The sequence below is a fragment of the Streptomyces sp. JJ66 genome (genome assembly GCF_019303495.1).
Lineage (GTDB): Bacteria > Actinomycetota > Actinomycetes > Streptomycetales > Streptomycetaceae > Streptomyces.
The window spans coordinates 1-26,496 of record NZ_JAEVFI010000028.1 but is presented as its reverse complement, the minus strand read 5'-3'; the positions used below and the strand labels follow the sequence as shown (position 1 = coordinate 26,496).

Annotated in this window: 20 protein-coding genes and 1 pseudogene; 3 read left to right on the top strand and 18 right to left on the bottom strand. The window is 72.4% G+C overall.

Annotated elements, in window-relative coordinates; all coding sequences use genetic code 11:
- Window positions 1-51: 51 nt before the first annotated feature.
- On the top strand, window positions 52-858 hold the full coding sequence (locus tag JJV70_RS18305; protein ID WP_219049092.1) for a thioredoxin domain-containing protein: 807 nt from the start codon (window positions 52-54) through the stop codon (window positions 856-858).
- 173 nt (window positions 859-1,031) lie between these two features.
- On the opposite strand, the gene JJV70_RS18300 is transcribed toward JJV70_RS18305, so the two are convergent.
- Entirely contained in the window at window positions 1,032-1,610 is a 579-nt protein-coding gene (locus tag JJV70_RS18300) for a dienelactone hydrolase family protein (RefSeq protein WP_308294893.1), read from the bottom strand.
- A gap of 132 nt (window positions 1,611-1,742) precedes the next feature.
- Between JJV70_RS18300 and JJV70_RS18295 the strand changes: the two genes are divergently transcribed.
- Window positions 1,743-2,786, top strand: a complete 1,044-nt coding sequence (locus tag JJV70_RS18295; protein ID WP_219049130.1) for a mechanosensitive ion channel family protein — start codon at window positions 1,743-1,745, stop codon at window positions 2,784-2,786.
- 176 nt (window positions 2,787-2,962) lie between these two features.
- Here JJV70_RS18295 and JJV70_RS18290 read toward each other — a convergent pair whose 3' ends face one another.
- The 3 genes from JJV70_RS18290 to JJV70_RS18280 form a co-directional block, all read right to left on the bottom strand.
- Window positions 2,963-3,901, bottom strand: coding sequence for an RluA family pseudouridine synthase (locus JJV70_RS18290; protein ID WP_308294892.1), 939 nt, complete (start codon window positions 3,899-3,901; stop codon window positions 2,963-2,965).
- Between the two features lie 122 nt (window positions 3,902-4,023).
- Window positions 4,024-4,566 (bottom strand): signal peptidase II, encoded by a 543-nt coding sequence (gene lspA, locus JJV70_RS18285; protein ID WP_308294898.1) that lies wholly within the window; start codon window positions 4,564-4,566, stop codon window positions 4,024-4,026.
- A gap of 77 nt (window positions 4,567-4,643) precedes the next feature.
- Window positions 4,644-5,567 (bottom strand): TraR/DksA family transcriptional regulator, encoded by a 924-nt coding sequence (locus JJV70_RS18280; RefSeq protein ID WP_219049090.1) that lies wholly within the window; start codon window positions 5,565-5,567, stop codon window positions 4,644-4,646.
- Window positions 5,568-6,116: 549 nt separating this feature from the next.
- On the opposite strand from JJV70_RS18280, the gene ileS reads away from it, so the two are divergent.
- Window positions 6,117-9,260, top strand: coding sequence for an isoleucine--tRNA ligase (gene ileS / locus JJV70_RS18275; RefSeq protein WP_219049089.1), 3,144 nt, complete (start codon window positions 6,117-6,119; stop codon window positions 9,258-9,260).
- Between the two features lie 294 nt (window positions 9,261-9,554).
- On the opposite strand, the gene JJV70_RS18270 is transcribed toward ileS, so the two are convergent.
- The 14 genes and pseudogenes from JJV70_RS18270 to JJV70_RS18205 all read right to left on the bottom strand — a co-directional run.
- Window positions 9,555-10,733 (bottom strand): DivIVA domain-containing protein, encoded by a 1,179-nt coding sequence (locus JJV70_RS18270; protein WP_219049088.1) that lies wholly within the window; start codon window positions 10,731-10,733, stop codon window positions 9,555-9,557.
- A gap of 49 nt (window positions 10,734-10,782) precedes the next feature.
- Complete coding sequence (locus JJV70_RS18265) at window positions 10,783-11,067, bottom strand: YggT family protein (protein WP_219049087.1); 285 nt, start codon at window positions 11,065-11,067, stop codon at window positions 10,783-10,785.
- 69 nt (window positions 11,068-11,136) lie between these two features.
- Entirely contained in the window at window positions 11,137-11,757 is a 621-nt protein-coding gene (locus tag JJV70_RS18260) for a cell division protein SepF (RefSeq protein WP_219049086.1), read from the bottom strand.
- 123 nt (window positions 11,758-11,880) lie between these two features.
- A complete protein-coding gene (locus JJV70_RS18255; RefSeq protein WP_219049085.1) occupies window positions 11,881-12,702 on the bottom strand; it encodes a YggS family pyridoxal phosphate enzyme in 822 nt (273 codons plus the stop codon).
- Between the two features lie 4 nt (window positions 12,703-12,706).
- A complete protein-coding gene (gene pgeF, locus JJV70_RS18250; RefSeq protein WP_308294891.1) occupies window positions 12,707-13,417 on the bottom strand; it encodes a peptidoglycan editing factor PgeF in 711 nt (236 codons plus the stop codon).
- Window positions 13,418-13,471: 54 nt separating this feature from the next.
- Window positions 13,472-14,695 carry a cell division protein FtsZ gene (gene ftsZ, locus JJV70_RS18245; protein WP_219049083.1) on the bottom strand — a complete coding sequence of 408 codons (1,224 nt, stop codon included), beginning with the start codon at window positions 14,693-14,695 and terminating at the stop codon, window positions 13,472-13,474.
- Between the two features lie 510 nt (window positions 14,696-15,205).
- Entirely contained in the window at window positions 15,206-16,075 is an 870-nt protein-coding gene (locus tag JJV70_RS18240) for an FtsQ-type POTRA domain-containing protein (protein ID WP_308294890.1), read from the bottom strand.
- Window positions 16,076-16,106: 31 nt separating this feature from the next.
- Window positions 16,107-17,201, bottom strand: coding sequence for an undecaprenyldiphospho-muramoylpentapeptide beta-N-acetylglucosaminyltransferase (gene murG, locus JJV70_RS18235; RefSeq protein ID WP_219049082.1), 1,095 nt, complete (start codon window positions 17,199-17,201; stop codon window positions 16,107-16,109).
- 6 nt (window positions 17,202-17,207) lie between these two features.
- Window positions 17,208-18,668, bottom strand: coding sequence for a putative lipid II flippase FtsW (gene ftsW, locus JJV70_RS18230; RefSeq protein WP_219049081.1), 1,461 nt, complete (start codon window positions 18,666-18,668; stop codon window positions 17,208-17,210).
- Window positions 18,669-18,729: 61 nt separating this feature from the next.
- Window positions 18,730-20,220, bottom strand: a complete 1,491-nt coding sequence (gene murD, locus JJV70_RS18225; protein WP_219049080.1) for a UDP-N-acetylmuramoyl-L-alanine--D-glutamate ligase — start codon at window positions 20,218-20,220, stop codon at window positions 18,730-18,732.
- Window positions 20,217-21,275: a phospho-N-acetylmuramoyl-pentapeptide-transferase gene (mraY, locus tag JJV70_RS18220; RefSeq protein WP_219049079.1), complete on the bottom strand. Its 1,059-nt coding sequence runs from the start codon at window positions 21,273-21,275 to the stop codon at window positions 20,217-20,219. The genes murD and mraY overlap by 4 nt, the downstream gene beginning before the upstream one ends.
- Entirely contained in the window at window positions 21,272-22,702 is a 1,431-nt protein-coding gene (murF, locus tag JJV70_RS18215; protein ID WP_219049078.1) for a UDP-N-acetylmuramoyl-tripeptide--D-alanyl-D-alanine ligase, read from the bottom strand. The genes mraY and murF overlap by 4 nt, the downstream gene beginning before the upstream one ends.
- 116 nt (window positions 22,703-22,818) lie before the next feature.
- Window positions 22,819-24,156: pseudogene (locus JJV70_RS18210) on the bottom strand (UDP-N-acetylmuramoyl-L-alanyl-D-glutamate--2,6-diaminopimelate ligase); the annotation flags it as partial.
- 381 nt (window positions 24,157-24,537) lie between these two features.
- Window positions 24,538-26,496, bottom strand: a 1,959-nt coding sequence (locus tag JJV70_RS18205; protein ID WP_257574178.1) for a penicillin-binding protein 2, incomplete at its 5' end; no start/stop codon positions are given.

Below are 26,496 nucleotides of genomic sequence, written 5' to 3'. Positions count from 1 at the left end.
GCCCGCGTCCGGCCCCCCTGACCCACCCCACTCACGGAGCGACACCCCACCATGAGCAAGCGCAACAGCCAGGAAGCCAAGAGGAACGCCCGCGAGCGGCTGCGCGCCGAGCGCGAACAGCAGGCCAGGAAGGACAAGCGGCGCCGTCAGCTGGGCGTCGTGGGCGCCGTCGTCGGCGTCCTCGCGATCGTCGGCGGCATCGGCTACGCCCTCACCCAGATGGGTGACCCCTGGGACAAGGCAGCCGACGCCGAACTCGTCCTCCCCGAGCACACCTCGGGCGAGAAGGGCACCACCATCCTCATCGGCGACGAAAACGCCGAGAAGACCCTGACCGTCTACGAGGACATGCGCTGCCCGGCGTGTGCCGCGTTCGAGCAGTCGGCGGGCACGACGCTGAAGCAGGACGTTGAGGACGGCAAGTACCAGGTGTCGTACGTCATGGCCACGTTCATCGACAACATGGCCAGGGGCGAAGGCTCGAAGAACGCGCTGAGCGCGCTCGGCGCCGCACTCGACGTGAGCGAGGAGGCGTTCATGGAGTACAAGTTCGCCCTGTATTCCGAGGAGAACCACCCGCAGGAGAGCGCGGACGAGTTCGCCGACGACGCGTACCTCCTGGACGTCGCCAACGAGGTGGACGCGCTGAAGGACAACGCCGAGTTCGAACAGCACGTCAAGGACGGCACGTTCGACCGCTGGGCGCTGGAGGCGTCGAAGAGGTTCGACGACAACAAGGACGGCATCACCGGCACCCCGGCCCTCGTCATGGACGGCGAGAAGCTGGAGATCCCGAACATGCCCGCGCCGAGCCCGGAGCAGTTCACCCAGGCGATCGACGAGGCGCTGAAGAAGTAGCCAGGGAACAGCCGTGCGGCGGGGGGGCCACNCGGGCGGCCATCTCACGATGGCCGCCCGCCGCTTGTGCCCTCGCGGTCTACGCGGACGCGGCTCGCGCGCGGGAGCGCGGCCGACGGGTCACCGGCGACCGGTCTCACCCCGCGCGGAGGGCTCGCTTGGTGGTGCGGGGCTCAGGTGTCCGTTTCGGCCAGGAAGGCGAGGGCCACGCGCCAGGTCCGCTCGGCGGCTTCCGCGTCGTGGTCGGGCAGGCCGGGGTCGGTGTAGAGGTGCCCGGCGCCCGGGTACGGGTAGATCTCGACGTCGGCGCCGGTGCGGCCCATCAGCAGGTACCAGGTGCTGAGCCAGTCGTGGGGTTCGAACGGGTCGGGGTCGGCGACGTGCAGTTGCACCGGCAGGCCCTCCGCACGCGCGTCCTCGGGGAGGTCGGACGTGCCGTGCAGGAGCAGCAGCCCACGGGCCCGCTCGTCGGCGAGCGCGAGGGTCTGCGCGAGGGCGGCGCCCAGCGAGAACCCGGCGTAGACCAGCCCCTGGTCCGACAGCGGGGCGGAGGCGGCCACGGCACGGCGCAGCAGTTCCTCACGGCCGATCTCCTCGGTGAACGCGCGCCCCTCCTCGACGGTCTCGGCGGTGCGGCCGTCAAACAGGTCGGGGGTGTGCACCTCGTGCCCGGCCTCCCGCAGCCGCCGTGCGGCGTCCTCGACCGCTGGCCGCAGCCCGTAGATGGAGTGGATCAGCACCACGGTCGCCACTGCCTTACGTCTCCCTTTGTCGCGTTGTTCACTTCCCCGCATGTGCCCCCGGAAGCGGGACAGGCGTCCCATGGTGCCAGGTACGGTCGGGTGAGCCCATCGACGACAAGGAGCCGTTACCCCATGACGACCATGGAAGCCGTGCTGCGGCCGGTCATCGTGTTCGGTGGCGCGGCCGTCGTGGCCTGGGCGGTGGCCTGGGCCGTGGACCGGCTGCTCGTGCGCATGGACCGCCGCCGCCCGCAGACCCCTCTGTGGGGCCTGCTGCGGCAGGGCCGCGTGCCGCTCATGGCCGTGCTGTTCGTCGCCCTGGTCCGGGGATTCTTCGGCAGCACCAAGCTGGTCGGCAACGGGCGCGAGAGAGTCGATCTGTGGCTGACGCTCATCATGATCGCCGCCTCCGCGTGGCTGGTCCTGCGGGCCTCGGACGCGGTCATAGAGACGGCGGCGGCGAAGTACAACGGCGTCGCCCATGACCCGGCCCGCGCCCGACGGGTGCGCACCCAGCTCACCCTGATGCGGCGCCTGGTGACGACGGTCGTCATCGTCGTGGCGGTCGCCGCGATGCTGCTCCAGTTCGACGGCATGCGCGCGCTCGGCACCTCCATGCTGGCGTCGGCCGGTGTGCTGGGCATCGTCGCCGGTATCGCCGCCCAGTCCACGCTGAGCAACCTGTTCGCCGGGCTGTCCATCGCCTTCGGCGACATGGTGCGCATCGGCGACACGGTGATCATCGACGGCGAGTACGGCGTCGTGGACGAGATCACCGTCTCCTACCTGGTCGTGCTGACGTGGGACGAGCGGCGCATCACCATGCCGGTGTCCTACTTCACCAACAAGCCGTTCCAGAACTGGTCGCGCGGCGGCCAGCAGATGACCGGCACCGTGTACCTGCACCTGGACCACACCGCTCCCATCTCCGAGCTGCGGGCCAAGACCGAGGAGATCGTGCGCGCCAGTGATCACTGGGACGGGCGCAGCTGGAGCCTGATGGTGACCGACACCACGCCCTCGACCATCGAGGTGCGCGCGGCGATGACGGCGCGGACCCCGGATGACATCTGGTTCCTGCGCTGCGAGGTCCGCGAGGAGCTGATCGCGTGGCTGCGCGACAAGTGCCCGTCCGCGCTGCCGCGTCTGCGCACGACGCCGGAGCTGCCGGGCAAGGAGCTGTAGGCCCCTCGCCTTCCCCCAGCCTTCGGTGTGGGACCCCCGCCTCCCCGAAACCGCGTGGGCGGTGGCCCCTGGATGTCGGCTCTCCCACCGTGCAAGGGCCATCGCCTCCGGTCCGCGCACTCCCCAGCGATAGCCAGGGGGACCCCACCTCGCCGCGCCCCCGGCGGCGGGCGGGTTCAGCCCGCGACGCGCTCCAGGGCGAGCGCGAGGTCCGCCGGGTACGCGCTGGAGAACTCCGCCCAGCCGCCGTCCCCCGGGTGGGTGAAGCCGAGGCGCACCGCGTGCAGCCACTGCCGGGTCAGGCCGAGGCGCCGGGCCAGCGTCGGGTCGGCGCCGTAGGTGAGGTCACCCGCGCACGGGTGCCGGTGCGCGGCCATGTGAACCCGGATCTGGTGCGTGCGGCCGGTCTCCAGCTTGATGTCGAGCAGGCTCGCGGCGCGGAACGCCTCGATCAGGTCGTAGTGGGTGACCGACGGCTTGCCGTCGGCGGTGACGGCCCACTTGTAGTCGTGCTGGGGGTGCCGCCCGATCGGCGCGTCGATGGTGCCGCTCAGCGGGTCGGGGTGGCCCTGCACCAGCGCGTGGTAGCGCTTGTCCACGGTGCGCTCGCGGAACTGCTGCTTGAGCAGGCTGTACGCGCGTTCGGACTTGGCGACGACCATCAGCCCGGAGGTGCCGACGTCCAGCCGGTGCACGATGCCCTGGCGTTCGGCCGCGCCGGAGGTGGCGATGGTGTACCCGGCGGCGGCCAGCCCGCCGATGACGGTCGGCCCGGTCCAGCCGGGGCTGGGGTGGGCGGCGACCCCGACGGGCTTCATCACCACGACGAGGTCGTCGTCGTCGTGGACGATGTCCATGCCCTCCACCGGCTCGGCGACGACGCGCACCGGTGTGGGGGGCGCGGGCATCTCGACCTCCAGCCAGGCACCGCCGTGCACGCGCTCCGACTTCCCGGCCTCCGCCCCGTCCACCCGCACCTTGCCGTCGGCGGCCAGCTCGGCCGCCTTGGTGCGGGAGAAGCCGAACATCCTGGCCAGGGCGGCGTCCACGCGCTCCCCCTCCAGGCCGTCGGGCACGGGCAGCGTTCGGACCTCGGGCAGCGGTGCGGTACTCACCCGTCGAGTATGCCGGACGGGGGACGCCCGTTCGGACCAGTCCCGGTGCGGGCAGCGGGACACGGTGTGACGGACGCCGCACTCCGCACGCCGCAGCCCTGACGCCTGCCAGGGTGGCCCGGTCAGGTGCGGTGCACCGTTCCGTCCGGGTCCAGGCCACGGAAGGAGAGGATGACGATCAGGATGCCGCCGCAGACGATGGCGGAGTCCGCGAGGTTGAAGACCGCGAAGTGCGCCGGGGCGATGAAGTCCACCACGGCGCCCTGGAAGACGCCGGGCGAGCGGAAGATCCGGTCGGTGAGGTTGCCGAACGCCCCGCCGAGGAGCAGCCCGAGCGCGAGCGCCCACGGGGTGCTGTAGAGCTTGCGGGCGATGCGGAAGATCACCACGACGACGACGGCGGCGATGACCGTGAAGACGATGGTCAGCGCCTCGCCGATGCCGAAGGCGGCACCGGAGTTGCGCACCGCCGTCAGCCGCAGCAGGTCGCCGACGAGTTCGATGGAGGGCTGCCCCTCCAGGTACTCCACGACCAGGATCTTGGAGACGAGGTCGAGGACGTAGGCGAGGCCCGCGACCGTCAGGAGCACCCCGATCCGCCGCCTGCCACGGGGCCGCTGGGCACCCTCGTGGTCCGCGTCACCCGGCCGGGACTCCTCCGGCACCTCGTCGATGGCCTGCTCCGCCTCTGCTGTCACGGGTCGAGCGTACGACACCGGCGTCGCACGGGGCCCGTACGGCCTCAGTGACGCTCCTGCTTCTGCTTGCACTCCACGCACAGCGTGGCCCGGGGGAACGCCTGCATCCGGGCCTTGCCGACGGGGTTGCCGCAGTTCTCGCACAGCCCGTACGTCCCGGCCGCGATGCGCTCAAGCGCCCGCTCGCTCTGGTACATCAGCTCGCGGGCGTTCTCGGCGATGGCCATCTCCTGCTCACGGGTGACGTTCTTGGTGCCGGTGTCGGCCTGGTCGTCCCCGGCACCATCGCCGGAGTCGCGCATCAAACCGACCAGGGCACGCTCGACGGCGTCGATCTCGCCGCGCAGCCGCTCCACCTCGTTCGTCAGTTCGGTGCGGGCCGCGTCCACCTCGGCCTCCGTCCACGGCTCCTCGCCCGCGCGTACCGCCAGCTCGTCCGGGGCGGCCGCGATCCGGGCCTGGGGTACCGCCGTCTGCGTACCGGTCGTCGTCTTCTTCGCAGCCACCGCTTCGGCTCCCGTCTCCCGTTGGGCCGCCTCTCGGCCCACCGTGTCCTTGCCCCGCCCACGCGCGGCGGGTGCAGGCCGCGCCGCCTTCTTGGCTGGCGCCTTCTTGGCTGGCGCCTTCTTGGCTGGCGCCTTCTTGGCTGGCGCCTTCTTGGCGGCGGCCTTCTTCGGCGCGGGCTCCTCCCCCGACGCCTTCTTGGCAACCGCCTTCTTCGCCCCCGTGTCCTTGGCGGCAGCCCTCTTGGCCGCTGTCTTCTTGGCAGCGGCCTTCTTGCCCGTTGCCTTCTTGGCCGCCGGACCGCCCGGGGCCTCGGGCTTCTCGGCAGCGCCTTCCCTGGCCTGGTCCTGCTCGGCGGGTTCCCGCTTCGCGGACGGCTTCTCCGGCGCGGGCCGCTTGGCCCCCGCCGAGGGCGCTTCGGCCGCCGTCTTCCTGGCGGCGGAGCCGCCCTTCGCACGGGGCATGGTGACGGCCACCTCCTGCCGGTTCGGCGCCGGTCCTCGCCGACCCTCACATAGTGTGATCTTGCTCGCGAATCGTGCCGGAACGATAAATCGACCCGGGGCGACCGGCAACGGGACGCGCCGTCCGGACGGTGATCTGCGACGGAGCGCCACCGGGACGCCCGCGACAGCGTTGTGCCCGGCCGGGCCGCGGGGAAACCGCTCGGCACCGGTTCTCCCCGGCCCGTACACTGGGCGGCAGCGAAAGGCGTGGATGGGGACGAGTAGCGTCGTCGAGCAGCCGTGAGCGACCCGGGGACGGTGAGAGCCCGGGGGCGAGCGCGACGTGAAGATCACCCCGGAGCCGCCGGAAGAAAGCCCGCCCGGGGTCCGGGCGGGTGAGTAGAACCGGCACGCGGGCGGTCGCAGCAGGTCGAGGCGGTCGCGGCCCAATGAGGGGGCGGGGCGTCACGTGCGCGCCGCCAAGGAGGGTGGTACCGCGGGAGGCGTCGTGCGGCGCGTCTCGTCCCTCCGACGGAAGCTGCCCTGTCCGCCGGAGGAAACCGTCCGATGAGCCAGACCCCGCAATACCGCCAGGTGCCCGCCCAGGTGGATCTGCCCGCCCTGGAGCACGCCGTGCTCGACTTCTGGCGTGAGCAGAAGATCTTCGCCCGGACGCTGGAGGCGTCCGAGGGCCGCCCCGAGTGGGTGTTCTACGAAGGTCCGCCGACCGCCAACGGCATGCCGGGCGCGCACCACATCGAGGCGCGGGTCTTCAAGGACGTCTTTCCCCGCTTCCGCACCATGCAGGGCTACCACGTGCCGCGCAAGGCGGGGTGGGACTGCCACGGTCTGCCGGTCGAGCTGGCGGTGGAGAAGGAACTGGGCCTGGCCGGCAAACAGGACATCGAGGCCATGGGCATCGCGGAGTTCAACGCGCGGTGCCGCGAGTCCGTCACCCGGCACACCGACGCCTTCGCCGAGCTGACCCGGCGCATGGGCTACTGGGTGGACCTGGACGACGCCTACCGCACGATGGACCCGCAGTACATCGAGTCGGTGTGGTGGTCGCTGAAGCAGATCTTCGACAAGGGTCTGCTGGTGCAGGACCACCGGGTGGCGCCGTGGTGCCCGAGGTGCGGCACCGGCCTGTCCGACCACGAGCTGGCCCAGGGCTACGAGACGGTCGTGGACCCCTCGGTCTACGTCCGCCTGCCGCTGACCTCCGGCCCGCTGGCGGGCGAGGCGTCGCTGCTGGTGTGGACGACGACGCCGTGGACGCTGGTGTCCAACACCGCCGTGGCCGCGCACCCGGAGGTCCGCTACGTCGTCGCCACCGACGGCAGCGAACAGCTCGTCGTCGCCGAACCCCTGCTGGGCAAGGCGCTCGGCGAGGGCTGGGAGGCCACCGGCCGCGCCTTCACCGGTGCTCAGATGGAGCGCTGGGCCTACCAGCGTCCGTTCGAGCTGGTGGAGCTGGAGGGCGCGAACTTCGTCGTCACCGCCGAGTACGTGACGACCGAGGACGGTACCGGTCTCGTCCACCAGGCCCCGGCCTTCGGTGAGGACGACCTGCGGGTGTGCCGCGCCTACGGCCTGCCGGTCGTCAACCCGGTGCGGTCCGACGGCACGTTCACGCCGGAGCTGGAGCTGGTCGGCGGCCAGTTCTTCAAGAAGGCCGACGAAACCCTCGTCGCCGACCTCGACGCGCGCGGCCTGCTGCTGCGGCACCTGGCCTACGAGCACAGCTACCCGCACTGCTGGCGCTGCCACACCGCGCTGCTCTACTACGCCCAGCCGTCCTGGTACATCCGCACCACGCAGATCAAGGACCAGCTGCTCCAGGAGAACGAGAACACCCACTGGTACCCGGACTCGGTCAAGCACGGCCGGTTCGGCGACTGGCTGAGCAACAACATCGACTGGGCGCTCTCCCGCAACCGCTACTGGGGCACGCCGCTGCCGGTCTGGCGCTGCGGCGAGGACCACCTGACCTGCGTGGGCTCACTGGCCGAGCTGAGCGAGCTGAGCGGCACCGACCACAGCGGCCTCGACCCGCACCGTCCCTTCATCGACGACGTCACCTTCCCCTGCCCGGCCGAGGGCTGCGCCGAGGAGGCCAGGCGCGTCCCGGAGGTGATCGACGCCTGGTATGACTCCGGGTCGATGCCGTTCGCGCAGTGGGGCTACCCGTACCGCAACCAGGAGCTCTTCGAGGGCCGCTACCCGGCGCAGTTCATCTCCGAGGCCATCGACCAGACCCGTGGCTGGTTCTACACGCTGATGGCCGTCGGCACGCTGGTCTTCGGGCGCTCGTCGTACGAGAACGTCGTCTGTCTCGGCCACATCCTGGCCGAGGACGGGCGCAAGATGTCCAAGCACCTGGGCAACATCCTGGAGCCCATTCCGCTGATGGAGCAGCACGGCGCGGACGCGGTGCGCTGGTTCATGGCGGCTGGCGGCTCCCCGTGGGCCGCGCGCCGGGTGGGCCACGGCACCATCCAGGAGGTGGTGCGCAAGACCCTGCTGACCTACTGGAACACCGTCGCCTTCCAGGCCCTGTACGCGCGCACCACCGGCTGGGCCCCCGGTGACGCCGACCCGGCCCCCGGTGCGCGTCCGCTGCTGGATCGCTGGCTGCTGAGCGAACTGCACGCGCTGGTGGACCTGGTGACGCGCGCGATGGAGAACTTCGACACCCAGCGTGCCGGAAAGCTGCTGTCCACCTTCGTGGACGACCTGTCCAACTGGTACGTGCGCCGCTCCCGCCGCCGCTTCTGGCAGGGCGACCGCGCGGCCCTGCGCACGCTGCACGACGTCCTGGAGACGGTGACGCGGCTGATGGCGCCGCTGGTCCCGTTCGTCACCGAACGCGTGTGGCAGGACCTGGTGGTGCCGGTGACGCCGGGGGCAGCGGAGTCGGTGCACCTGAGCAGCTGGCCGGTGGCCGACCCGGGCGCGATCGACGAGCGGCTGTCGATGGACATGCTGCTGGTGCGGCGCCTGGTGGAGCTGGGCCGGGCCACGCGCGCGGAGTCCGGCGTCAAGACGCGACAGCCGCTGTCGCGGGCGCTGGTCGCGGCGCAGGGCTTCGAGCTGCTGGACGACGACCTGCGCGCGCAGATCGCCGAGGAGCTGAACGTGAGCGCGCTGGCCTCGCTCGGTGAGGTCGGCGGCTCGCTGGTGGACACCACGGCCAAGGCCAACTTCCGCGCCCTGGGACGCCGGTTCGGCAAGCGGACGCAGCCGGTCGCGGCGGCGATCGCGGCGGCGGACGCGGCCGAGCTGTCCGCGGCGCTGCGGGCGGGCACGGCCGAGGTGACCGTCGATGGCGAGCGGGTGGGCCTGGCGCCGGAGGAGGTCATCATCACCGAGACGCCGCGCGAGGGCTGGTCGGTGGCGTCCGACTCCGGGGCGACAGTGGCGCTGGACCTGGAGATCACGCCGGAGCTGCGGCGCGCGGGCCTCGCCCGGGACGCGATCCGGCTGATCCAGGAGGCGCGCAAGAACAGCGGGCTGGACGTCGCGGACCGGATCGCGCTGCGGTGGGAGTCCTCCGACGCCGAGGTGGCCGCCGCGCTGGCCGAGCACGCGGAGCTGATCGCGACGGAGGTGCTGGCCGACGAGGTGTCGGCCGAGGCGGCTGACGAGGCGTTCGGACCCGCGTTCACCGACGCCGCGCTGTCGCTGACGTTCCGCCTCCGCAAGGTGTAGGCCCCGGACGATCTCGTGGCTGTCGCGCTCCGGACGGGCTGTATGTACCGGGCCCGTCCGGAGCCTGCGGCCCGGATCTGGCGGCGCCGCCCCGCAGGGCGGGAAAGCCGGAGAGGGGCCGGGAACACGCCCCGGCTGGTTCCGGGTAGGGTGCCGGTTCCGGGACCGGGAAGGGTGCCGGTTCCGGGAAGGTGGGGGACACCCCGGCCGAAGGCTGGCGCACACGGCAACGGGCCGACTCCCCCAGGAGTCGGCCCGTGCGATATGCCGGTTGTGTGCGCTTGCGCGCGGTGGCTAGCTGTCGTCCTCGTCGATGAGGAAGCCCCGCATCGGCGACGGCGCCTGCTGCATCGGCTGCGGGCCCTGCGGCCGCACCGGTGCCATCGGCTGCGTCATCGCGGGCGACATCTGCTGCTGGCCGCCGTAGGTCTGGCCGCCGCCCTGCGGGTGACCACCGCCGTGGCCACCGGAGTGACCGCCGCCGTGACCACCCATCGACTGACCGCCGCCCATCGACTGGTGGCCGCCCATGGTGCCGCCCGAGGGGGCACCGGCGGACGCCATCGAGGGTGAGGCGGGCAGCGACGCGGCCGCCGGGGTGCGCGGCGGGGCGAGGGAGTCGTCGGCCTGGTTCTCCAGCTGGCGCAGCTGGCTCTCCAGGTAGGACTTCAGCCGCGTGCGGTACTCCCGCTCGAAGCCGCGCAGGTCCTCGACCTTGCGCTCCAGCGTGGCGCGGGCCGACTCCAGCGAGCCCATCGCGACGCGGTGCTTCTCCTGGGCGTCCCGCTCCAGGGCGTCCGCCTTGGCGCGCGCGTCCCGCTCCAGGCCCTCGGCGCGGCTGCGGGCCTCGCCGACGATCTTGTTCGCCTCGGAACGCGCCTCGGCGATCGCCTGGTCGGCGGTCTGCTGGGCCAGCGACAGCACGCGCGCGGCGCTGTCGTTGCCCGGGCCACCCGGCTGCATCTGGGGACCACCGGGCCCACCAGGACCACCGGGGCCGCCCATCGGGCCGTGACCCATCGGACCGGGGCCGTGCTGGCCCGGACCGTGCTGGCCGGGGCCGTGCTGACCCGGACCGTGCTGGCCGTGCTGGCCAGCCTGGTGCCCACCGGGGCCGGCCGGAAGCTGAGGAGCACCCGGCAGCTGGGGCGGTCCGCCCATCTGCTGCTGGCCACCCATCTGCTGACCCGGCGGCACCGGCTGCGGACCTGATATGGCGGCGGGCACCGGACCCTGGCCGGAGCGGTCCTGGTCCTGCGGAGGCTTGCGCATGCCCTGCTGCTGCTGGCTCTGCGCGGCGGCACGCGTCGCGGCGGCCAGCTTGGCGCGCAGGTCCTCGTTCTCCCGCAGCAGGCGGGTTAGTTCTGCTTCGACCTCGTCAAGGAAGGCATCGACCTCGTCCTCGTCATAGCCTTCTCGGAGGCGGACGGTCGTGAACTGCTTGTTCCGCACGTCCTCGGGGGTCAGCGGCATCTCTTCACCTCAACGTAGGTCATCGGCATATCGGCAAGACCGTACTCGTTCACAGCCCGCCCACGATCTGGATCAGGATGAAAACGATGATCATCAGTACGAGGAAGGACAGGTCTAGCGCCACGCCCCCGAAGCGCAGCGGCGGGATGAACCGCCGCAGGAGCTTCAGCGGCGGATCGGTGACAGTGTAGGTCGCCTCCAGGACGACGACCATCGCCTTGCCGGGTTGCCATGAGCGGGCGAACATGAAGACGTAATCCATGATCAGCCGGAAAATCAGCACGTACAGGAAGATCTGCAGCGCGACGAAGACCACCTGTTGTGCGATGCCCATCGTGCGCTTCCCTCTCCCCTAAGGCGTGCCCGGCTCTCTGCGGCCGGGGTCTGTCCGGTGTTGCGTCTCTCAGCTCTGGTTGAAGAACCCGCCCTCTGCGATGCGGGCCTTGTCCTCCGCCGTTACATCGACGTTAGCAGGAGACAGCAGGAACACCTTCTGCGTCACGCGCTCGATGCTGCCGTGCAGACCGAACACGAGACCGGCGGCGAAGTCGACAAGTCGCTTCGCGTCGGTGTCGTCCATCTCCGTGAGGTTCATGATCACCGGCGTGCCCTCACGGAAGTGTTCCCCGATGGTACGGGCCTCGTTGTACGTCCGTGGGTGAAGTGTGGTGATCCGGTAGGGCTCCCGCTCGGACACGACCTTGGGCATGATCACCGGTGCGTTCTTCTCCAGATTCGGGCGTTCGGATGTGATGGAGGACACGGGAGCGATTCTGCTCACCCGGCCGGTATCCCCGACCAGCGCGGGCGCCTGCTCCCGCTCGCGTTGCGCCGGGGGCTGCACGACGCGGGCCGGCTCATCGGGCTCCACCTCGTGGGCGGCATGGCCCGCCTGCCGGCGGCGGTCCCGCTCGGGCTCCGGCTCGGGTTCGAACTCGTCCTCGGGGTCATACCCCCGGCCGTCGTACCCATCGTCCTCCACGAGGCCGAGGTAGACCGCCATTTTGCGCATTGCGCCGGCCATGCTCCGCATCCTCCGCTCTGTGGTGGATCGGCTCCGTCACCCGGTGGCCCCGAATCCACGTAGTTTGACCGTCTCGCCGGAAATGACCATATTTTCGTCTCTAGTCCGACTTTCTTGGCGACGTTACCCGAGCCGGGGACGGACTCCGAGTACCGCAGTGCCGACGCGTACATGTGTCGCACCCGCCGCCACAGCCTCCTCCAGGTCCGAACTCATTCCCGCCGAGACCATGTTCGCAGCCGCGTCAGCCCGGCGCAGCCCGCTGGAGATTTCCCTCAGCCGCTCGAACGCCGCACGCGGGTTCGCCGCGTAACGGCCCGTCAGCGGCGCGACGGTCATCACTCCAGCCAGTGACAGTCCGGGCGCGGCGGTGACCGCCCCGGCCAGGTCCGGCACGTCGGCCGGGGCGAGCCCGCCACGGGCCGTGGCGGCACCGGCGGGAGCGCCCACGGCGTCGGGGCCGGCGGGTCCGGCGGGTTCAGCGGGTTCAGCAGGTTCCTTGTCCAGCGCTACTTGCAGCAGGCAGCGCAGCTCGCGGTCGCGGCGTTCGGCGGCGGTGCTCAGCGCCCGTACCAGCCGCAGCCGGTCAACAGAATGGACATAATCACAGAACTCCGCCACCGCGCGGGCCTTGTTCGTCTGCAGCTGGCCGACGAAGTGCCAGGTGAGCGGGAGGTCCGCGCACGCCTCGGCCTTCGGTGCGGCCTCCTGCACCTTGTTCTCCGCCACGTGCCGCACGCCGAGTTCGGCCAGCAGCCGCACGTCACTCGCGGGGTAGGTCTTGGTGACGACGATCAGCGTCACCTCCTCGCGCGGGCGGCCAGCGGCGGCGCAGGCGGCGGCCAGTCGCTCCTCCACCGCGGCCAGGTTCGCGGCGAGCTCCGCCGCACGGTCGCCCAGGTCACCGGGCTTCGGCTCCGGTGCCGTCGCTTCCTCGCCCGTCATGCGTTCAGCCCTCCAGCCACACGTAGCTCGCCAGCCGCCCGGTGGTGCGCTCCCGGCGGTAGGAGAAGTGGTTCGTGGACTCCAGGGTGCACACGTCGCTGACGGTGACAGCGGTGACCCCCGCCCCGGCGAGCTGGGCGAGCACCCCGGCGGTCACGTCCACGGCCGGGGTGCCCTGCCGGGTGGTGGCGTGTGCGGCCGGTACGACGGCGGCCACCTCCGCGCGCATCCCGGCCGGAACCTCGTAGCAGGCACCGCACACGGCGGGCCCGGTGCGGGCGGTGATCCGCGCGGGGTCGGCACCGAGTGTGGCCATCGCCCGCACGGTGGCGGGCACCACCCCGGCGACCAGGCCCGGGCGTCCGGCATGGGCGGCGCCGACGACCCCGGCCACCGGATCGGCGAGCAGGACCGGCGTGCAGTCGGCGGTCAGGACGGCGAGGGCCAGGCCACGGCGGGCGGTGACCACGCCGTCGAGCGGCGGCACCGGGTCGGCGTCCCACGGGCGGTCCACCACGGCGACGTCCTTGCCGTGCACCTGGTGCATCCACACCACGGCGGCCGGGTCAAGACCGAGGGCGTGGGCGGCCCGGTCGCGGTTGGCGCGGACGGCGGCCGGGTCGTCGCCGACGGCGCCGCCGAGGTTGAGGGTGCCATAAGGAGCGGCGCTCACTCCGCCCCACCGGTTGGTGGAGGCGAAGTGGGCGCCGCTCACGGTGTCGTGCTGAGGTATCACGTCGCGTGGTGACCGGTTCCGTGCGCTCGTCGGTTACTTCAGGAAGTCCGGGACGTCCAGCTCCTCGGCCTGGCTGTCCTGGTAGGGACGGGCCGAGGGAACGTGCGGCGGGGCCGGTGGAGCGGCCTCGCCCGCCGGGGCCGGTTCGGGAGTGACCTGCTCGGGCTCCTCCTCGCGCGGCGGGACGCTGCCCAGGCCGCCGAAGGAGGGCCGCTCGGGCTCCGGGGCCGTGACCGGGCGGGGCGGGGCGGCGGCCTCGTCCTTGCCGGAGTAGGAGCCGAGCACCTTCTCGCGGTTCTTGGCCGGGGGCTGGCCGCCGTCGAACCCGGCGGCGATGACGGTGACCCGTACCTCGTCGCCCAGGGCGTCGTCGATGACGGCGCCGAAGATGATGTTGGCCTCCGGGTGGGCGGCCTCGCTGACCAGCTGGGCGGCCTCGTTGATCTCGAACAGGCCGAGGTCGGAGCCGCCGGAGATGGACAGCAGCACGCCCCGGGCGCCGTCGATGGACGCCTCCAGCAGCGGTGAGGAGATCGCCATCTCGGCCGCGGCCACCGCGCGGTCGTCCCCGCGCGCCGAGCCGATGCCCATGAGGGCGGACCCGGCTTCCGACATCACCGACTTGACGTCGGCGAAGTCCAGGTTGATCAGGCCCGGGGTGGTGATGAGGTCGGTGATGCCCTGGACACCGGACAGCAGCACCTGGTCGGCGGACTTGAACGCGTCCAGCACGCTGACCTGGCGGTCGGAGATCGACAGCAGCCGGTCGTTGGGGATGACGATGAGGGTGTCCACCTCGTCGCGCAGGCCCGCGATGCCGTCCTCGGCCTGGTTGGCGCGGCGGCGGCCCTCGAAGGTGAACGGCCGGGTGACCACACCGATCGTCAGGGCGCCGAGCGACCGTGCGATGTTGGCGACGACGGGCGCGCCGCCGGTGCCGGTGCCGCCGCCCTCGCCCGCGGTGACGAAGACCATGTCGGCCCCCTTGAGGACCTCCTCGATCTCCTCGCGGTGGTCCTCGGCGGCCTTGCGGCCGACGTCCGGATTGGCGCCCGCGCCGAGCCCGCGGGTGAGTTCCCGGCCGACGTCGAGCTTGACGTCGGCGTCGCTCATGAGCAGCGCCTGCGCATCGGTGTTGATCGCGATGAACTCGACGCCCTTGAGACCGACCTCGATCATCCGGTTGATGGCGTTCACGCCACCGCCGCCGATACCGACGACCTTGATGACTGCGAGGTAGTTCTGCGGTGCTGCCACGTCGAAGGCCTCTCGCCTCGAGTTACGTGTCGCCGCCCCGTGGTGTGCGGTGCGCCGACCTATGCCGAAGTGGGGCGGTTCGAACGCCGACCCCTAACCCTAACGGTGAAGTTTAGGGTTACCAGTGCCTGTCATTCCTTGAGTCTCGACAACGGACACTAAGTCGACACGTACTGCGCGTTCAACGAACACGCCGAACCTCCCGTTTTTCTTTTCACCCTATGTGATCACGGTGCGGGACACCGAATCAGGGGGGTGGCCAGGCTGAACGACCGTCAACCGCCCTGCGTACACCCTACGCAGCAGGCGGCCGCCCCGCCTCCTCCCACGGGGTCAGCGGGAGCGTTATCCCCTCGGGAAGAAAGGGAACACCCCAGGTGATCACGGTGCGTGAGCCCGCAGAGCCACAGCTTGCGGCAAGGGCTCAACCGGCCATTCCCACCCGGTTTTTCGGACGCACTGAAGGTCAATCAGGACGCTTTTCTCATGTGATGTCCGGATAACGCCCCCTCACTCGTCAGCGGCGGCCGGAGCGGTGGGGACGCTGACGTCGAAGTGGGTGGCGTCCGGCTCGGCCTTCATCAACGCCGTCAGCACCTCCGCCTTCTGACGGCCCGACTCGCCGCTGCCCCACACCACCGTGCGCCCCCTGGTCAGTTCCAGTGTGACGGAGTCGTAGGAGCGCACCCGCACCACCCGCGTGTCCTCGCGGACGCCTTCCGGCAGCCCGGTGACGATGTGCACCGCCTCCGCGCGCAGCCGCTCGCGGCCGAACCGCTGGTTGTTCGGGTGGTCCGCCAGGTCCAGGGTGAGCAGGGGGACACCCCGGGGCCGGGTGCGCACCTCGGCGTACCGCACGCCCTCGGCGTCCACCTCGGTGAATGTGCCCTTCTCCCCCGGTTTGGGGATCAGCAGTTCGGGCGTGCGCTCGGTGACGGTGAGGCTGATGCCGTGCGGCCACTCACGCTCGACGGCTACGGAGCGGACACGGGTGAGCGCCTCGGTGACGCGGCTGGCGACGGCGTCGGTGTCCACGGCGGCCAGCGGCTCGCCCATCGGCACGCCGGCGGCGCTGCGCACCTGATCTGCGGTCAGCTCGCGGGTGCCGTCCACCGTGACCCGCTCCACGCGCAGCCAGGTGGAGGCGTACAGCGCCCAGACGCCGAAGCCCACCACCCCGGCGGCGGCCACCAGCGTGAGGATCAGCATGCCGGTGCGGGCCGGGCGGCGCGGGCGCAGGCGGCGCGCGAATCCGGCCGCCCTCAGGCGCAGCCGCTTCAGGCGGCCGGGGGCGGCCGGAGCGGGCGCGCCACCGGGGTCCGGCCGCTGGGTCTCGCCACGGGTGTCCGCGGTGGTCGTCCCTCCGGCTGCGCCGCCCACTGCTCCCTGCCTTCTGCGCCCGCTGGGCCGGCTAGGCCGCCGGACGGGCCGCGATCGCTTCGTGCACCAAGCCGACCAGCAGCTCGTCGGCGTCCGGACGGCCGAACTCCGCCGCGGCGCGGGCCATGTCGTACAGCCGGTGCGGGTCGGTGAGGACCGGTAGCACGTGGGCCTGGACCCACTCGGGTGTCAGCTCGGCGTCGTCCACCAGGAGCCCGCCGCCCGCCTTGACCACCGGCTGGGCGTTCAGCCGCTGCTCGCCGTTGCCGATGGGCAGCGGGACGTAGGCGGCGGGCAGCCCGACGGCGGACAGCTCGGCGACGGTCATCGCGCCCGCGCGGCAGAGCATCATGTCGGCCGCGGCGTACGCGAGGTCCATCCGGTCCACATACGGTACCGGGAGGTAGGGCGGCATTCCGGGCATGTTGTCCGGTTGCGGCAGTTCGTTCTTCGGGCCGACCGCGTGCAGGATCTGGATGCCGGAGCGCTGGAGCGCCGGGGCGACGCTCTGCACGACCTCGTTCAGCCGCCGGGCGCCCTGTGAGCCGCCGGAGACCAGCAGCGTCGGCAGGTTCGGGTCGAGCCCGAAGGCGGCGCGGGCCTCGGGGCGCACCGCCTTCCGGTCGAGCGTGGCGATGGAGCGGCGCAGCGGGATGCCCAGGTAGCGGGCGTGGCGCAGCTTGCTGTCCGGGGTGGAGACGGCGACGTGCTCGGTGTAACGGGAGCCGATCTTGTTCGCCAGGCCCGGCCGGGCGTTGGCCTCGTGGACGACGATCGGCACGCCGAGCCGCTTGGCCGCCAGGTAGGCGGGCAGCGCCACGTAGCCGCCGAAGCCGACGACACAGTCCGCCTTGGTGCGCTCCAGGATCTGCTCGGTGGCCTTGATGGTGCCGCGCAGCCTGCCGGGGACGGTGATCAGCTCGGGCGTCGGCTTGCGCGGCAGCGGCACGGCCGGGATGAGGGCCAGTTCGTAGCCGCGCTCGGGCACCAGCCGGGTTTCCAGTCCGCGTTCCGTGCCCAGGGCCGTGATGCCCACGGCCGGGTCCTGCCTGCGCAGGGCGTCCGCGAGGGCGAGCGCGGGCTCGATGTGGCCGGCGGTTCCGCCGCCAGCGAGTACGACATGCACCGAATTTCACCGCTCTCTGGACGGCCGCTTCCTGACGGGCCGTCGCATCGTCTTCCGTCTCACCGCAGCCGGCGACCAGCGGCCACCAGGCTGCCGCATGGCCAGTGCCGCCCGTGCGGCGGGGTCGCTGCGGGCGAACGCGATCAGCAGACCCACGGCGCACATCGTCGGCAACAGCGCGGAGCCTCCGTAGGAGAACAGCGGGAGCGGCACACCGGCGATGGGCAGCAGCCCGAGTACGGCACCGATGTTGATGATCACCTGGCTCATGAGCCAGGTGATCACCCCGCCCGCGGCGTATCTCACGAAGGGGTCCTCCGTGCGTCCGGCCACGCGGATACCCGCATAGCCTAGAGCCGCGTAGAGCATGAGGACGGACAGCGTCCCGGCCAGGCCCAGTTCCTCACCGGTGATGGCGAAGATGAAGTCCGTGTGGGGCTCAGGCAGTTCGCCCCATTTCTCCACGCTGGCGCCGAGCCCCGAACCGAACAGGCCGCCGGAGGCCAGCGCGTAGATGCCGTGCAGGGCCTGCCAGCAGCGGTCGTCGGGGCCGGGGTCGGTGGCGCCGAGGCAGGCGAGGCGGTCCATGCGGTGCGGGGCGACGGCGATGAGCACGACGACGGCGGCGCTCGCGGCCAGCAGGCCGCCGGCGAACATGCGCGCGGGGGCTCCGGCCAGCCACAGCAGGCCGAACAGGATCGCGGCGATGATCATGACGGTGCCCATGTCGCGGCCGAGCATGATGAGCGCGCAGATCAGCAGGCCGCCGGGGACGAGCGGGACCAGCAGGTGCTTCCACTGGGTCAACAGGCCCCGCTCCCCTTTGCGGGCCAGCAGGTCGGCCCCCCACAGCACCAGGGCGAGCTTGGCCAGTTCGCCGGGCTGGAGCATGAAGGGCCCGCCGAGGTTGATCCAGTTGGTGCTGCCGTTGACCTCAACGCCGATGCCGGGCACCTGGACGAGCACAAGCAGCACCACGACGAGGACCAGCACCGGGTAGGACAGCGCGCGCAGCAGCCGGACGGGCAGCCGGGTGCCGAGCAGCAGGGCGATGGTGCCCAGCACGGCGGCGACGAGCTGCTTGTTGAAGTAGTAGGTGGCCGGGAGGTCGTAGCGCAGGGCCTGGATCTGGGAGGAGGAGAAGACCATGACCAGGCCGAGCAGGGTGATGAGCAGGCTGCCGCCGAGAATGAGGTAGTAGGCGGTCAGCGGCCGGTCCCAGGCTTTGCGGGCCCGGTCGTACAGGCCAAGGACGCGTTCGGCCACGGTGGGGGCGCGGCGCGCGGCGGGCTTGGCGCGGGCGGGCAGGCGGGGCGGCCCGGCCCGGTCGGGGCGGGGCGGGGCGCTCTTCGCCCGCTGGGGGCGGGGGCCCGTACCGGGTGCGGGCGGAGTGCGCGCCGCGCGGGCGGCGTCGGAGCTCACGGCGTCGGGACGTGCTGTGCGGGTCAGCCGCTTGTCGGCCTTCATGCCGGCTCTCCCCTTCCGCGCCGTGGCCCTTCCGGCCCGCACGTTACCCCTGGCCGGGCGGTCAGGCCGGCAGACCCGCGCGGACGGCCTCGGCGAACGCCTCACCGCGACGGCCGTAGTGCGCGAACATGTCCATCGACGCGCAGGCGGGTGCGAGCAGCACGGTGTCGCCGGGCCGGGCCAGACCGGCGGCGGCCCGCACGGCGACGGTCATGGCCGCGTCGTCGGTACGGTCCACGTCCACCACCGGGATGCCGGGCGCGTGCCGCTGGAGCGCCTCGCGGATGAGGTGGCGTTCGGCGCCGATGAGCACGACGCCGCGCAGCCGTCCGGCGGCGTGCGCGACCAGTTCGTCGAACGTGGCGCCCTTGGCCAGGCCCCCGGCGATCCACACCACCGGGTCGTAGGCGGCCAGGGACGCCTGGGCGGCGTGGGGGTTGGTCGCCTTGGAGTCGTCGATGTAGGTCACGCCGCCGATCTCGGCGACCCGGGCGATGCGGTGGGCGTCCGGGGTGAAGGCGCGCAGCCCGTCGCGGACGGCGGTCGCCGGGACGCCGAAGGCGCGGGCGAGCGCGGCGGCGGCGAGCGCGTTGGCGATGGTGTGCGGGGCGGGCGGGGCCGCGGGGCCCCCGCCGGGCGCGATGTCGGCGATCTGCGCCAGCTCCTGGGCCTGCTGCTGGCGCTTCGCCACGAACGCGCGGTCCACCAGCAGGTCCTCGACCACGCCGAGTTCGGAGGGGCCGGGGGGGCCGAGGGTGAAGCCGACGGCGCGGCAGCCCTCGACGACGTCGGCTTCGCGGACCAGTTCCTCGGTGGCGGGGTCGGCGGTGTTGTAGACGCAGGCGACCTCGTTGCCGGTGTAGATCCGGCCCTTGTCGGCGGCGTAGGCGGCCATGGAGCCGTGCCAGTCGAGGTGGTCGGGGGCGAGGTTGAGCACGGCGGCGGAGTGGGCGCGCAGCGAGGGCGCCCAGTGCAGCTGGTAGCTGGACAGCTCCACGGCCAGCACGTCGTAAGGCTGCCCGGAGAGCACCACCTCCACGATGGGGGTGCCGATGTTGCCGACGGCGGCGGTGCGCAGGCCCGCGGCGTCCAGGATGGCGGCGAGCATCCGCACGGTGGTGGTCTTGCCGTTGGTGCCGGTGACCGCCAGCCACGGGGCGCCGGACGCGCCCGGCGTGCCGCGCAGCCGCCAGGCCAGCTCGACGTCGCCCCACACGGGCGCCCCGGCGGCGGCAGCGGCGGCGAACAGCGGGCTGTCGGGGCGCCACCCGGGCGAGGTGACGACCAACTCGGTGCCGGGCGGCAGGGTGTCGCCGTCGCCCAGGCGCGCGGTGATGCCGTCGGCGGCCAGCGCGTCGGCGCGGGCGCGCTGGGTGTCGCCGTCGCCGCCGTCCACGACGGTGACGGCGGCGCCCAGCCGGGCCAGCGCGCGGGCGGCGCTGATGCCGCTGACGCCGAGCCCGGCGACGGTCACGGCGCGCCCGGCGAGGTCCAAAGCGTTCAGGGCGTCCGGGGCGTCCGGGGCGTCCGGTCCCTCCAGCGGCCCGGTCATTTCTGCGCCGCCCAGGCCGCGTAGAAGATGCCCACGCCGACGATGGCGCACATGCCCTGGATGATCCAGAACCGGACGACGACCAGCACCTCGCTCCAGCCTTTCAGCTCGAAGTGGTGCTGGAGCGGTGCCATCTTGAACACCCGCTTGCCGGTGAGGCGGAACGAGCCGACCTGGATGACCACGGACATGGTGATCAGGACGAACAGGCCGCCGAGGATGGCGAGCAGCAGTTCGGTGCGGGAGATGATGGCCAGGCCCGCGAGCGCGCCGCCGAGGGCGAGCGAGCCGGTGTCGCCCATGAAGATCTTGGCCGGTGAGGTGTTCCACCACAGGAAGCCGAAGCAGGCGCCCATGAGTCCGGCGGCGACGACGGCGAGGTCGAGCGGGTCGCGGACCTCGAAGCAGGAGGGGCTGCCGGTGATGGCGCAGGCGTCCTGGTACTGCCAGACACCGATGAAGGTGTAGGCGCCGAAGACCATCACCGAGGCACCGGTGGCCAGGCCGTCCAGGCCGTCGGTGAGGTTGACGCCGTTGGACATGGCCAGCGTCATGAACAGCGCCCAGATGACGAAGAGGACGGGGCCGATCTGCCAGCCGAAGTCCTGGGTGAAGGACAGGCGGTCGGAGGCGGGGGCGTTGCCGCGCAGGTCCTCGAAGTTGAGCGCGAGCACGGCGAAGGTGATACCGACGATGAGCTGGCCGAGCATCTTGGCCTTGGCCCGCAGGCCCAGGCTGCGCTGCTTGACGATCTTGATGTAGTCGTCCAGGAAGCCGACCAGGCCCATGCCCGCCATCAGGAACAGCACCAGCACGCCGGAGATGGTGGGTTCGCTGCCGGTGATGAGCTTGGTGAGGGCGTAGGCGACGATCGTGGCCAGGATGAAGGCGATGCCGCCCATCGTCGGTGTGCCGCGCTTGCTGTGGTGGTCGCGCGGGCCGTCGTCGCGGATGTACTGGCCGTAGCCCTTGCGGGCGAGCAGCTTGATCAGCAGCGGGGTGCCGATCAGGGTCAGGAACAGGCCGATGACCCCGGAGAAGAGGATCTGCCTCATGACGCGGCGCCCTCACCCTCGCCGCCGTCCAGCAGCGCGCTCGCGACCTGTTCCAGACCCGCCGACCGGGACGCCTTCACCAGCACGACATCCCCCGGGCGCAGTTCGCTGCGCACCAGGTCGATCGCCGCCCGTGCGTCGGACACGTGCACCGACTCCTCACCCCACGAACCCTCGTTCTTGGCACCCATGTCCAGCCAGGCGGCCTCCCGGCCGCCGACCGCCACGAGCCTGCTGACGTTGAGCCGGACGGCGAGCCGTCCGATCGCGTCGTGCTCGGCGAGCGCCGTGTCCCCCAGTTCCGCCATCGCGCCGAGCACCGCCCACGTCCGCCGCGGCTCCCCGGCCGCCCCGCCGCCCGCCATCGCGGCCAGTGCGCGCAGGGCGGCCCGCGTGGAGTCGGGGTTCGCGTTGTACGCGTCATTGACGACGGTGACGCCGTCGGCGCGCTCGGTGACGTCCATCCGCCACTTGGAGAGCGTGCGCGCGTTGGTCAGCGCCCGTGCGATGGCGTCGGCGGGCATGCCCAGTTCATGGGCGACGGCTGCCGCGGCGAGCGCGTTCGACACGTGGTGCTCACCGTACAGCCGCAGGGTCACATCGCCGCACCCGGCCGGTGTGCGCAGCGTGAAGGAGGGCTGGCCGTGCCGTCCCAGGGTGACGTTCTCGGCCCGCACGTCGGCGTCCGCGCACTCGCCGAACAGCACGACGCGGGCCCGGGTGCGGGGGGCCATGGCCCGCACCAGCGGGTCGTCGCCGTTGAGCACGGCGAGGCCGCCCTCTTCGGCTGGCGGCAGGGACTCCACGAGTTCGCCCTTTGCCTGGGCGATCTGTTCCCGGCCGCCGAACTCGCCGATGTGCGCGGTGCCGACGTTCAGCACCATGCCGATGCGCGGCGGCGTCAGCTCGGTGAGGTAGCGGATGTGGCCGATGCCGCGCGCGCCCATCTCCAGCACCAGGTGCCGGGTGGCGGCGTCGGCGCGCAGCGCGGTCAGCGGCAGCCCGATCTCGTTGTTGAGCGAGCCCGGCGTCCACACCGTGGGCGCGAGGTGCTCCAGCAGCTGGGCCAGAAGGTCCTTGGTGCTGGTCTTGCCCGAGGAGCCGGTCAGCGCCACCACGGTCGTGCCCAGGGCCGTGACGGTGTGCCGGGCCAGGGCGCCCAGCGCCCGGGTGACGTCGTCCACGACGATGGCGGGCACGCCCAGGGGGCGGGTGGCCAGCACCGCGACGGCTCCGGCGGCCACGGCGCGGCCGGCGAAGTCGTGGCCATCGACGTTCTCACCGGCGAAGGCGGCGAACAGGGCGCCGGGCGCGGCCTGGCGGGAGTCGATCACGACCGGGCCCGTCACCTTCGCCCGCGGGTCCGGTATGTCGTGGGCGCGGCCGGAGACGATGGCGGTGATCTCACAGAGCGTCAGCGGAGTCATCGGGCGGGCTGCTCCTCGCCAGACAGGCCCTGCTCGCGGGCGGCTTGCGACGCGCGGGCCATGCGCTCCTCGATGGCCGCGCGCAGCTCGACGCGGTCGTCGAAGGAACGGACGACACCGGCGATGTCCTGGCCCACCTCGTGGCCCTTGCCCGCGACGATGACCGCGTCACCGGGTTCGGCACGGGCGACGGCGGCGGCGATGGCGGCGGCGCGGTCCTCCTCCAGCAGCACGGTGCCGCGCTCGTAGGACGGCACCTCGGCGGCGCCGGCGAGCATCGCGGCCAGGATCGCCAGCGGGTCCTCGGAGCGCGGGTTGTCGGAGGTGAGCACGGCGGTGTCGGCCAGCCGGGCGAGCGCCGCGCCCATGGGCCCGCGTTTGTAGGGGTCACGGTCGCCGCCGCAGCCGAGCACCGCGTGCACCTTGCCGTCGGTGACCCGGCGCAGGGCGCGCAGCACCGACTCCACGGCGTCGGGCTTGTGGGCGTAGTCCACGACGGCCAGGTAGGGCTGCCCGGCGTCCACCCGCTCCAGGCGTCCGGGCACGCCGGGGATGGCGGCGACGCCGTCGGCGGCGGTCTGCGCGTCGATGCCCGCGGTGACCAGCGCGGCGATGGCGCCGAGCGCGTTGGAGACGTTGAACGGGCCGGGCAGCGGGGCCGCGGCGCGCACGCTGAGGCCGCCGGGGCCGTCCACGGTGAAGACCGAGCCGAGCGGGCCGACCTCCACGTCCCGGGCCCGCCAGTGCGCGTCGGGGTGGCCCTCGGCGGAGTAGGTGGTGATGGGCACCTCGGCCTCGCGAGCCAGGCGCTGCCCGTACTCGTCGTCGAGGTTGACCACCCCGGCCCGGGAGCGGGCGGCGGTGAACAGCTGGGCCTTGGCCTGGAAGTAGTCCTCCATGTCGGTGTGGAAGTCCAGGTGTTCCGGGCTGAGGTTGGTGAAGACGGCGACGTCGAAGACGCAGCCGTCCACCCGGCCCATCACCAGGGCGTGGCTGGAGACCTCCATCGCCACCGAGGCGACGCCGCGCTCGCGCATCACGCCGAACAGCGCCTGTAGCTCGGTGGCCTCGGGTGTGGTGCGCTGGGACTTCAGCCGCTCGTCGCCGATGCGCGACTCGACGGTGCCGATGAGCCCGGTGAGCTGGCCCTCCTTGGCGGCGGCGCGCAGGCCGCCGTCCACGAGGTAGGCCGTGGTGGTCTTGCCGGAGGTGCCGGTGATGCCGATCTGCAGCAGGTCCTGGCCGGGGTCGCCGTAGATGGTGACGGCCAGCTGGCCCATGTGGCGGCGCGGCTCGGCCACCGTCAGCACCGCGAGCCCGGCGTCCCGGCAGCGCTGCGCGCCGGAGGGATCGACCAGGGCGGCGACGGCGCCACGGGAGGCGGCCTGGGCGGCGAAGTCGGCGCCGTGGAAGCGGGCGCCGGGCAGGGCCGCGTAGAGGTCACCGGGACGCACGGCGCGGGAGTCGTGCGTGATGCCGGTGACGGCCGGGCTGTTCGCGGGCTCCGCGTCCGGCGCGGCGGGGGGCTGCCCGGCCGTGACGCCCAGCGACCGGGCCAGCTCCGCCAGCTCGACGGGGCGCACGCCGGTGGGGCGGGGCGGGGAGGTGGGGGTCTGATCAGCTTGTGGCACGGCGGTGAGATTACCGGGCTCGGCGGGCAGGCCGCGAAGCGAGGGGCTGAGCGGGGCGGCGGGGGGCTGGTTCCCCGGGTCGCCGGTGATGGTGGTCACGTGGGGTTCTTTCGTTCGCTCGTCCGGGTGCTCCCGCCCCGGGCCGGACGCCCGGCGCGGTGGACGGGCGTCGCGGGGTGTGGGGCGGGCCAGGGTGGGGTGAGGTCAGCCGGCGTCGGCGGCCGCCTCCTGCTCTTCCTTGGCTTTCTCTTCGTCGTCCGGGGTGAACGTGGTCGGCAGACCGGGCGAGGGCACGCCGGTGGGCGGAATCCGCAGGGTCTTCAGCGTGAACCGCATGACCTCCTGGAAGACCGGACCGCACACCTCGCTGCCGTGGTAGCCGCCCTTCGTGGGGTTCTGCACGGCGCAGTAGACGGTCACCTCCGGCTGGTCGGCGGGGGCGAAACCGGCGAAGGAGGCGGTGTAGCCGTTATAGCGGCCGGTCTGTGGATCGACGCGGTTGGAGGTGCCGGTCTTGCCGCCGACCCGGTAGCCGGGGATGGCCGCGGGGGAGCCGGTGCCCCACTCGTCGGTGACGACCTCTTCGAGCATCAGCCGGAGCTGGTCGGCGGTCTCCTCGCTGACCACGCGGTGCCGCTCGGGGGCGGGGGCCTGGCGGTAGCGGCCGTCGGGGCCGACGGTGCCGCGCACCAGGGAGGGGGTGACGCGCACGCCGCCGCCCGCGATGGTCGAGTAGACCGAGGCCGCCTGCAGCGCGTTGACGGACAGGCCCTGGCCGAAGGGGATGGTGTGCTGCTGCGAGGCGTTCCACTCCCCCGGTCTGGCCAGCAGCCCGGCGCTCTCGCCGGGGAACTCCAGGCCCGTCGGCTTCCCGATGCCGAACTCGGTGAGGTAGCGGTGCAGTACCTCGTTGGCCTTCTCCTGGGTTGTGCCGAGGCGTTCGGCGGCCAGGATGGTGCCGATGTTGCTGGACTTGGCGAGCACACCGGTCAGCGTCAGGTAGTACGTCTCGTGATCGTGGTCGTCGGCGAACTTGCGGCCCGCGCGCGGCAGCCGGTTGGGCACGGTGACGTGGGTGTCGGGGCGGGCGGCGTCCTCCTCCAGGACGGCGGCCATCGTCATCAGCTTGGCCGTGGACCCCGGTTCGTAGACGTCCTGGAGCGCCGGGTTGCCGAGGTTGGCCTCGGTGAGGGTGGACAGGTCACCCGGGTCGAAGGCCGGGGCGGTGGCCATGGCCAGGATCTCGCCGGTGCGCACGTGCTGCACGATGACGTAGCCATTGTCGGCCTTGGACTCCTTGACCTGTTCGGTCAGGGCCCGCTGGGCGGCCCACTGGATGTCCCGGTCGAGGGTCAGCTCCACGTCGGTGCCGGGCGTGGCGGGCTGTTCCCGGCCCCCGGCGGTGGGCACCCGGCGTCCCGCCGACTGGGCGTAGGTCCGCGTGCCGTCCTCGCCGGACAGCTTCTTGTCGAGCTTGGCCTCCAGGCCCGCGCCGCCCGCGCCGTCGGCGGCGACGAAGCCGAGCACGCCGGAGGCCAGGGTGCCGCCGGGGTAGACGCGCTTGGCGCGCGGCTCGGCGTAGATCCCGGCGAGGACGTTGTGGCCCTCGCCGTCGTCCTGCTTTTGCGCCAGGGCCCGCTTGAGGTCCCGGATCTGCCGCCACGCCTGCGGCGGCTGCTGCCGGGCCAGGCGCACGTAGCGGGGTGCGGGCGGGTCGGTGAGTTTGCGCTCCAGCTCCGCCGGGTCCTCGCCCAGTATCGGGCCGAGCAGGGCGGCCGCCCGCGCCGGGGCGCCGGCGGTCCCCGCCTGTTCCGGGGTGAAGAGGAACGGGTCGGCGGTGATGTCGTAGGCGTCCACGGTGGTGGCCAGCTCGCGGCCCGTGCGGTCCGTGACGGTGCCGCGCTCGGCGGCCAGCGGCACGGTGACATAGCGGTTGACGTCGGCGGCCTGGACGTAGCCGTCCGCCTCGACCGCCTGCACCTGGAGCAGGCGCCCGGTGAAGGCCAGCATCACCAGGGTGAGGAGGATGGACAGGGTGCGCAGGCGCGGCCGGGGCGCGGTCAGCTTCAGCGCCTTGGGCGTGCGCGGGCGCTGCGGGCCGTGGGGCCGGGGCGCCCGGGGGCGGACGGCGGCCGGACGCCGCGCGGGCCGGGCCCGCGGCCG

Bases quoted from the DNA above. Each gene is read 5' to 3' on its own strand.
- JJV70_RS18305 (WP_219049092.1), top strand. From the start codon at position 52: ATGAGCAAGCGCAACAGCCAGGAAGCCAAGAGGAACGCCCGCGAGCGG.
- JJV70_RS18295 (WP_219049130.1), top strand. From the start codon at position 1,743: ATGGAAGCCGTGCTGCGGCCGGTCATCGTGTTCGGTGGCGCGGCCGTC.
- JJV70_RS18280 (WP_219049090.1), bottom strand. From the start codon at position 5,567: ATGCCCCGTGCGAAGGGCGGCTCCGCCGCCAGGAAGACGGCGGCCGAA.
- ileS (WP_219049089.1), top strand. From the start codon at position 6,117: ATGAGCCAGACCCCGCAATACCGCCAGGTGCCCGCCCAGGTGGATCTG.
- JJV70_RS18270 (WP_219049088.1), bottom strand. From the start codon at position 10,733: ATGCCGCTGACCCCCGAGGACGTGCGGAACAAGCAGTTCACGACCGTC.
- JJV70_RS18265 (WP_219049087.1), bottom strand. From the start codon at position 11,067: ATGGGCATCGCACAACAGGTGGTCTTCGTCGCGCTGCAGATCTTCCTG.
- JJV70_RS18260 (WP_219049086.1), bottom strand. From the start codon at position 11,757: ATGGCCGGCGCAATGCGCAAAATGGCGGTCTACCTCGGCCTCGTGGAG.
- JJV70_RS18255 (WP_219049085.1), bottom strand. From the start codon at position 12,702: ATGACGGGCGAGGAAGCGACGGCACCGGAGCCGAAGCCCGGTGACCTG.
- ftsW (WP_219049081.1), bottom strand. From the start codon at position 18,668: ATGAAGGCCGACAAGCGGCTGACCCGCACAGCACGTCCCGACGCCGTG.
- murD (WP_219049080.1), bottom strand. From the start codon at position 20,220: ATGACCGGGCCGCTGGAGGGACCGGACGCCCCGGACGCCCCGGACGCC.
- mraY (WP_219049079.1), bottom strand. From the start codon at position 21,275: ATGAGGCAGATCCTCTTCTCCGGGGTCATCGGCCTGTTCCTGACCCTG.
- murF (WP_219049078.1), bottom strand. From the start codon at position 22,702: ATGACTCCGCTGACGCTCTGTGAGATCACCGCCATCGTCTCCGGCCGC.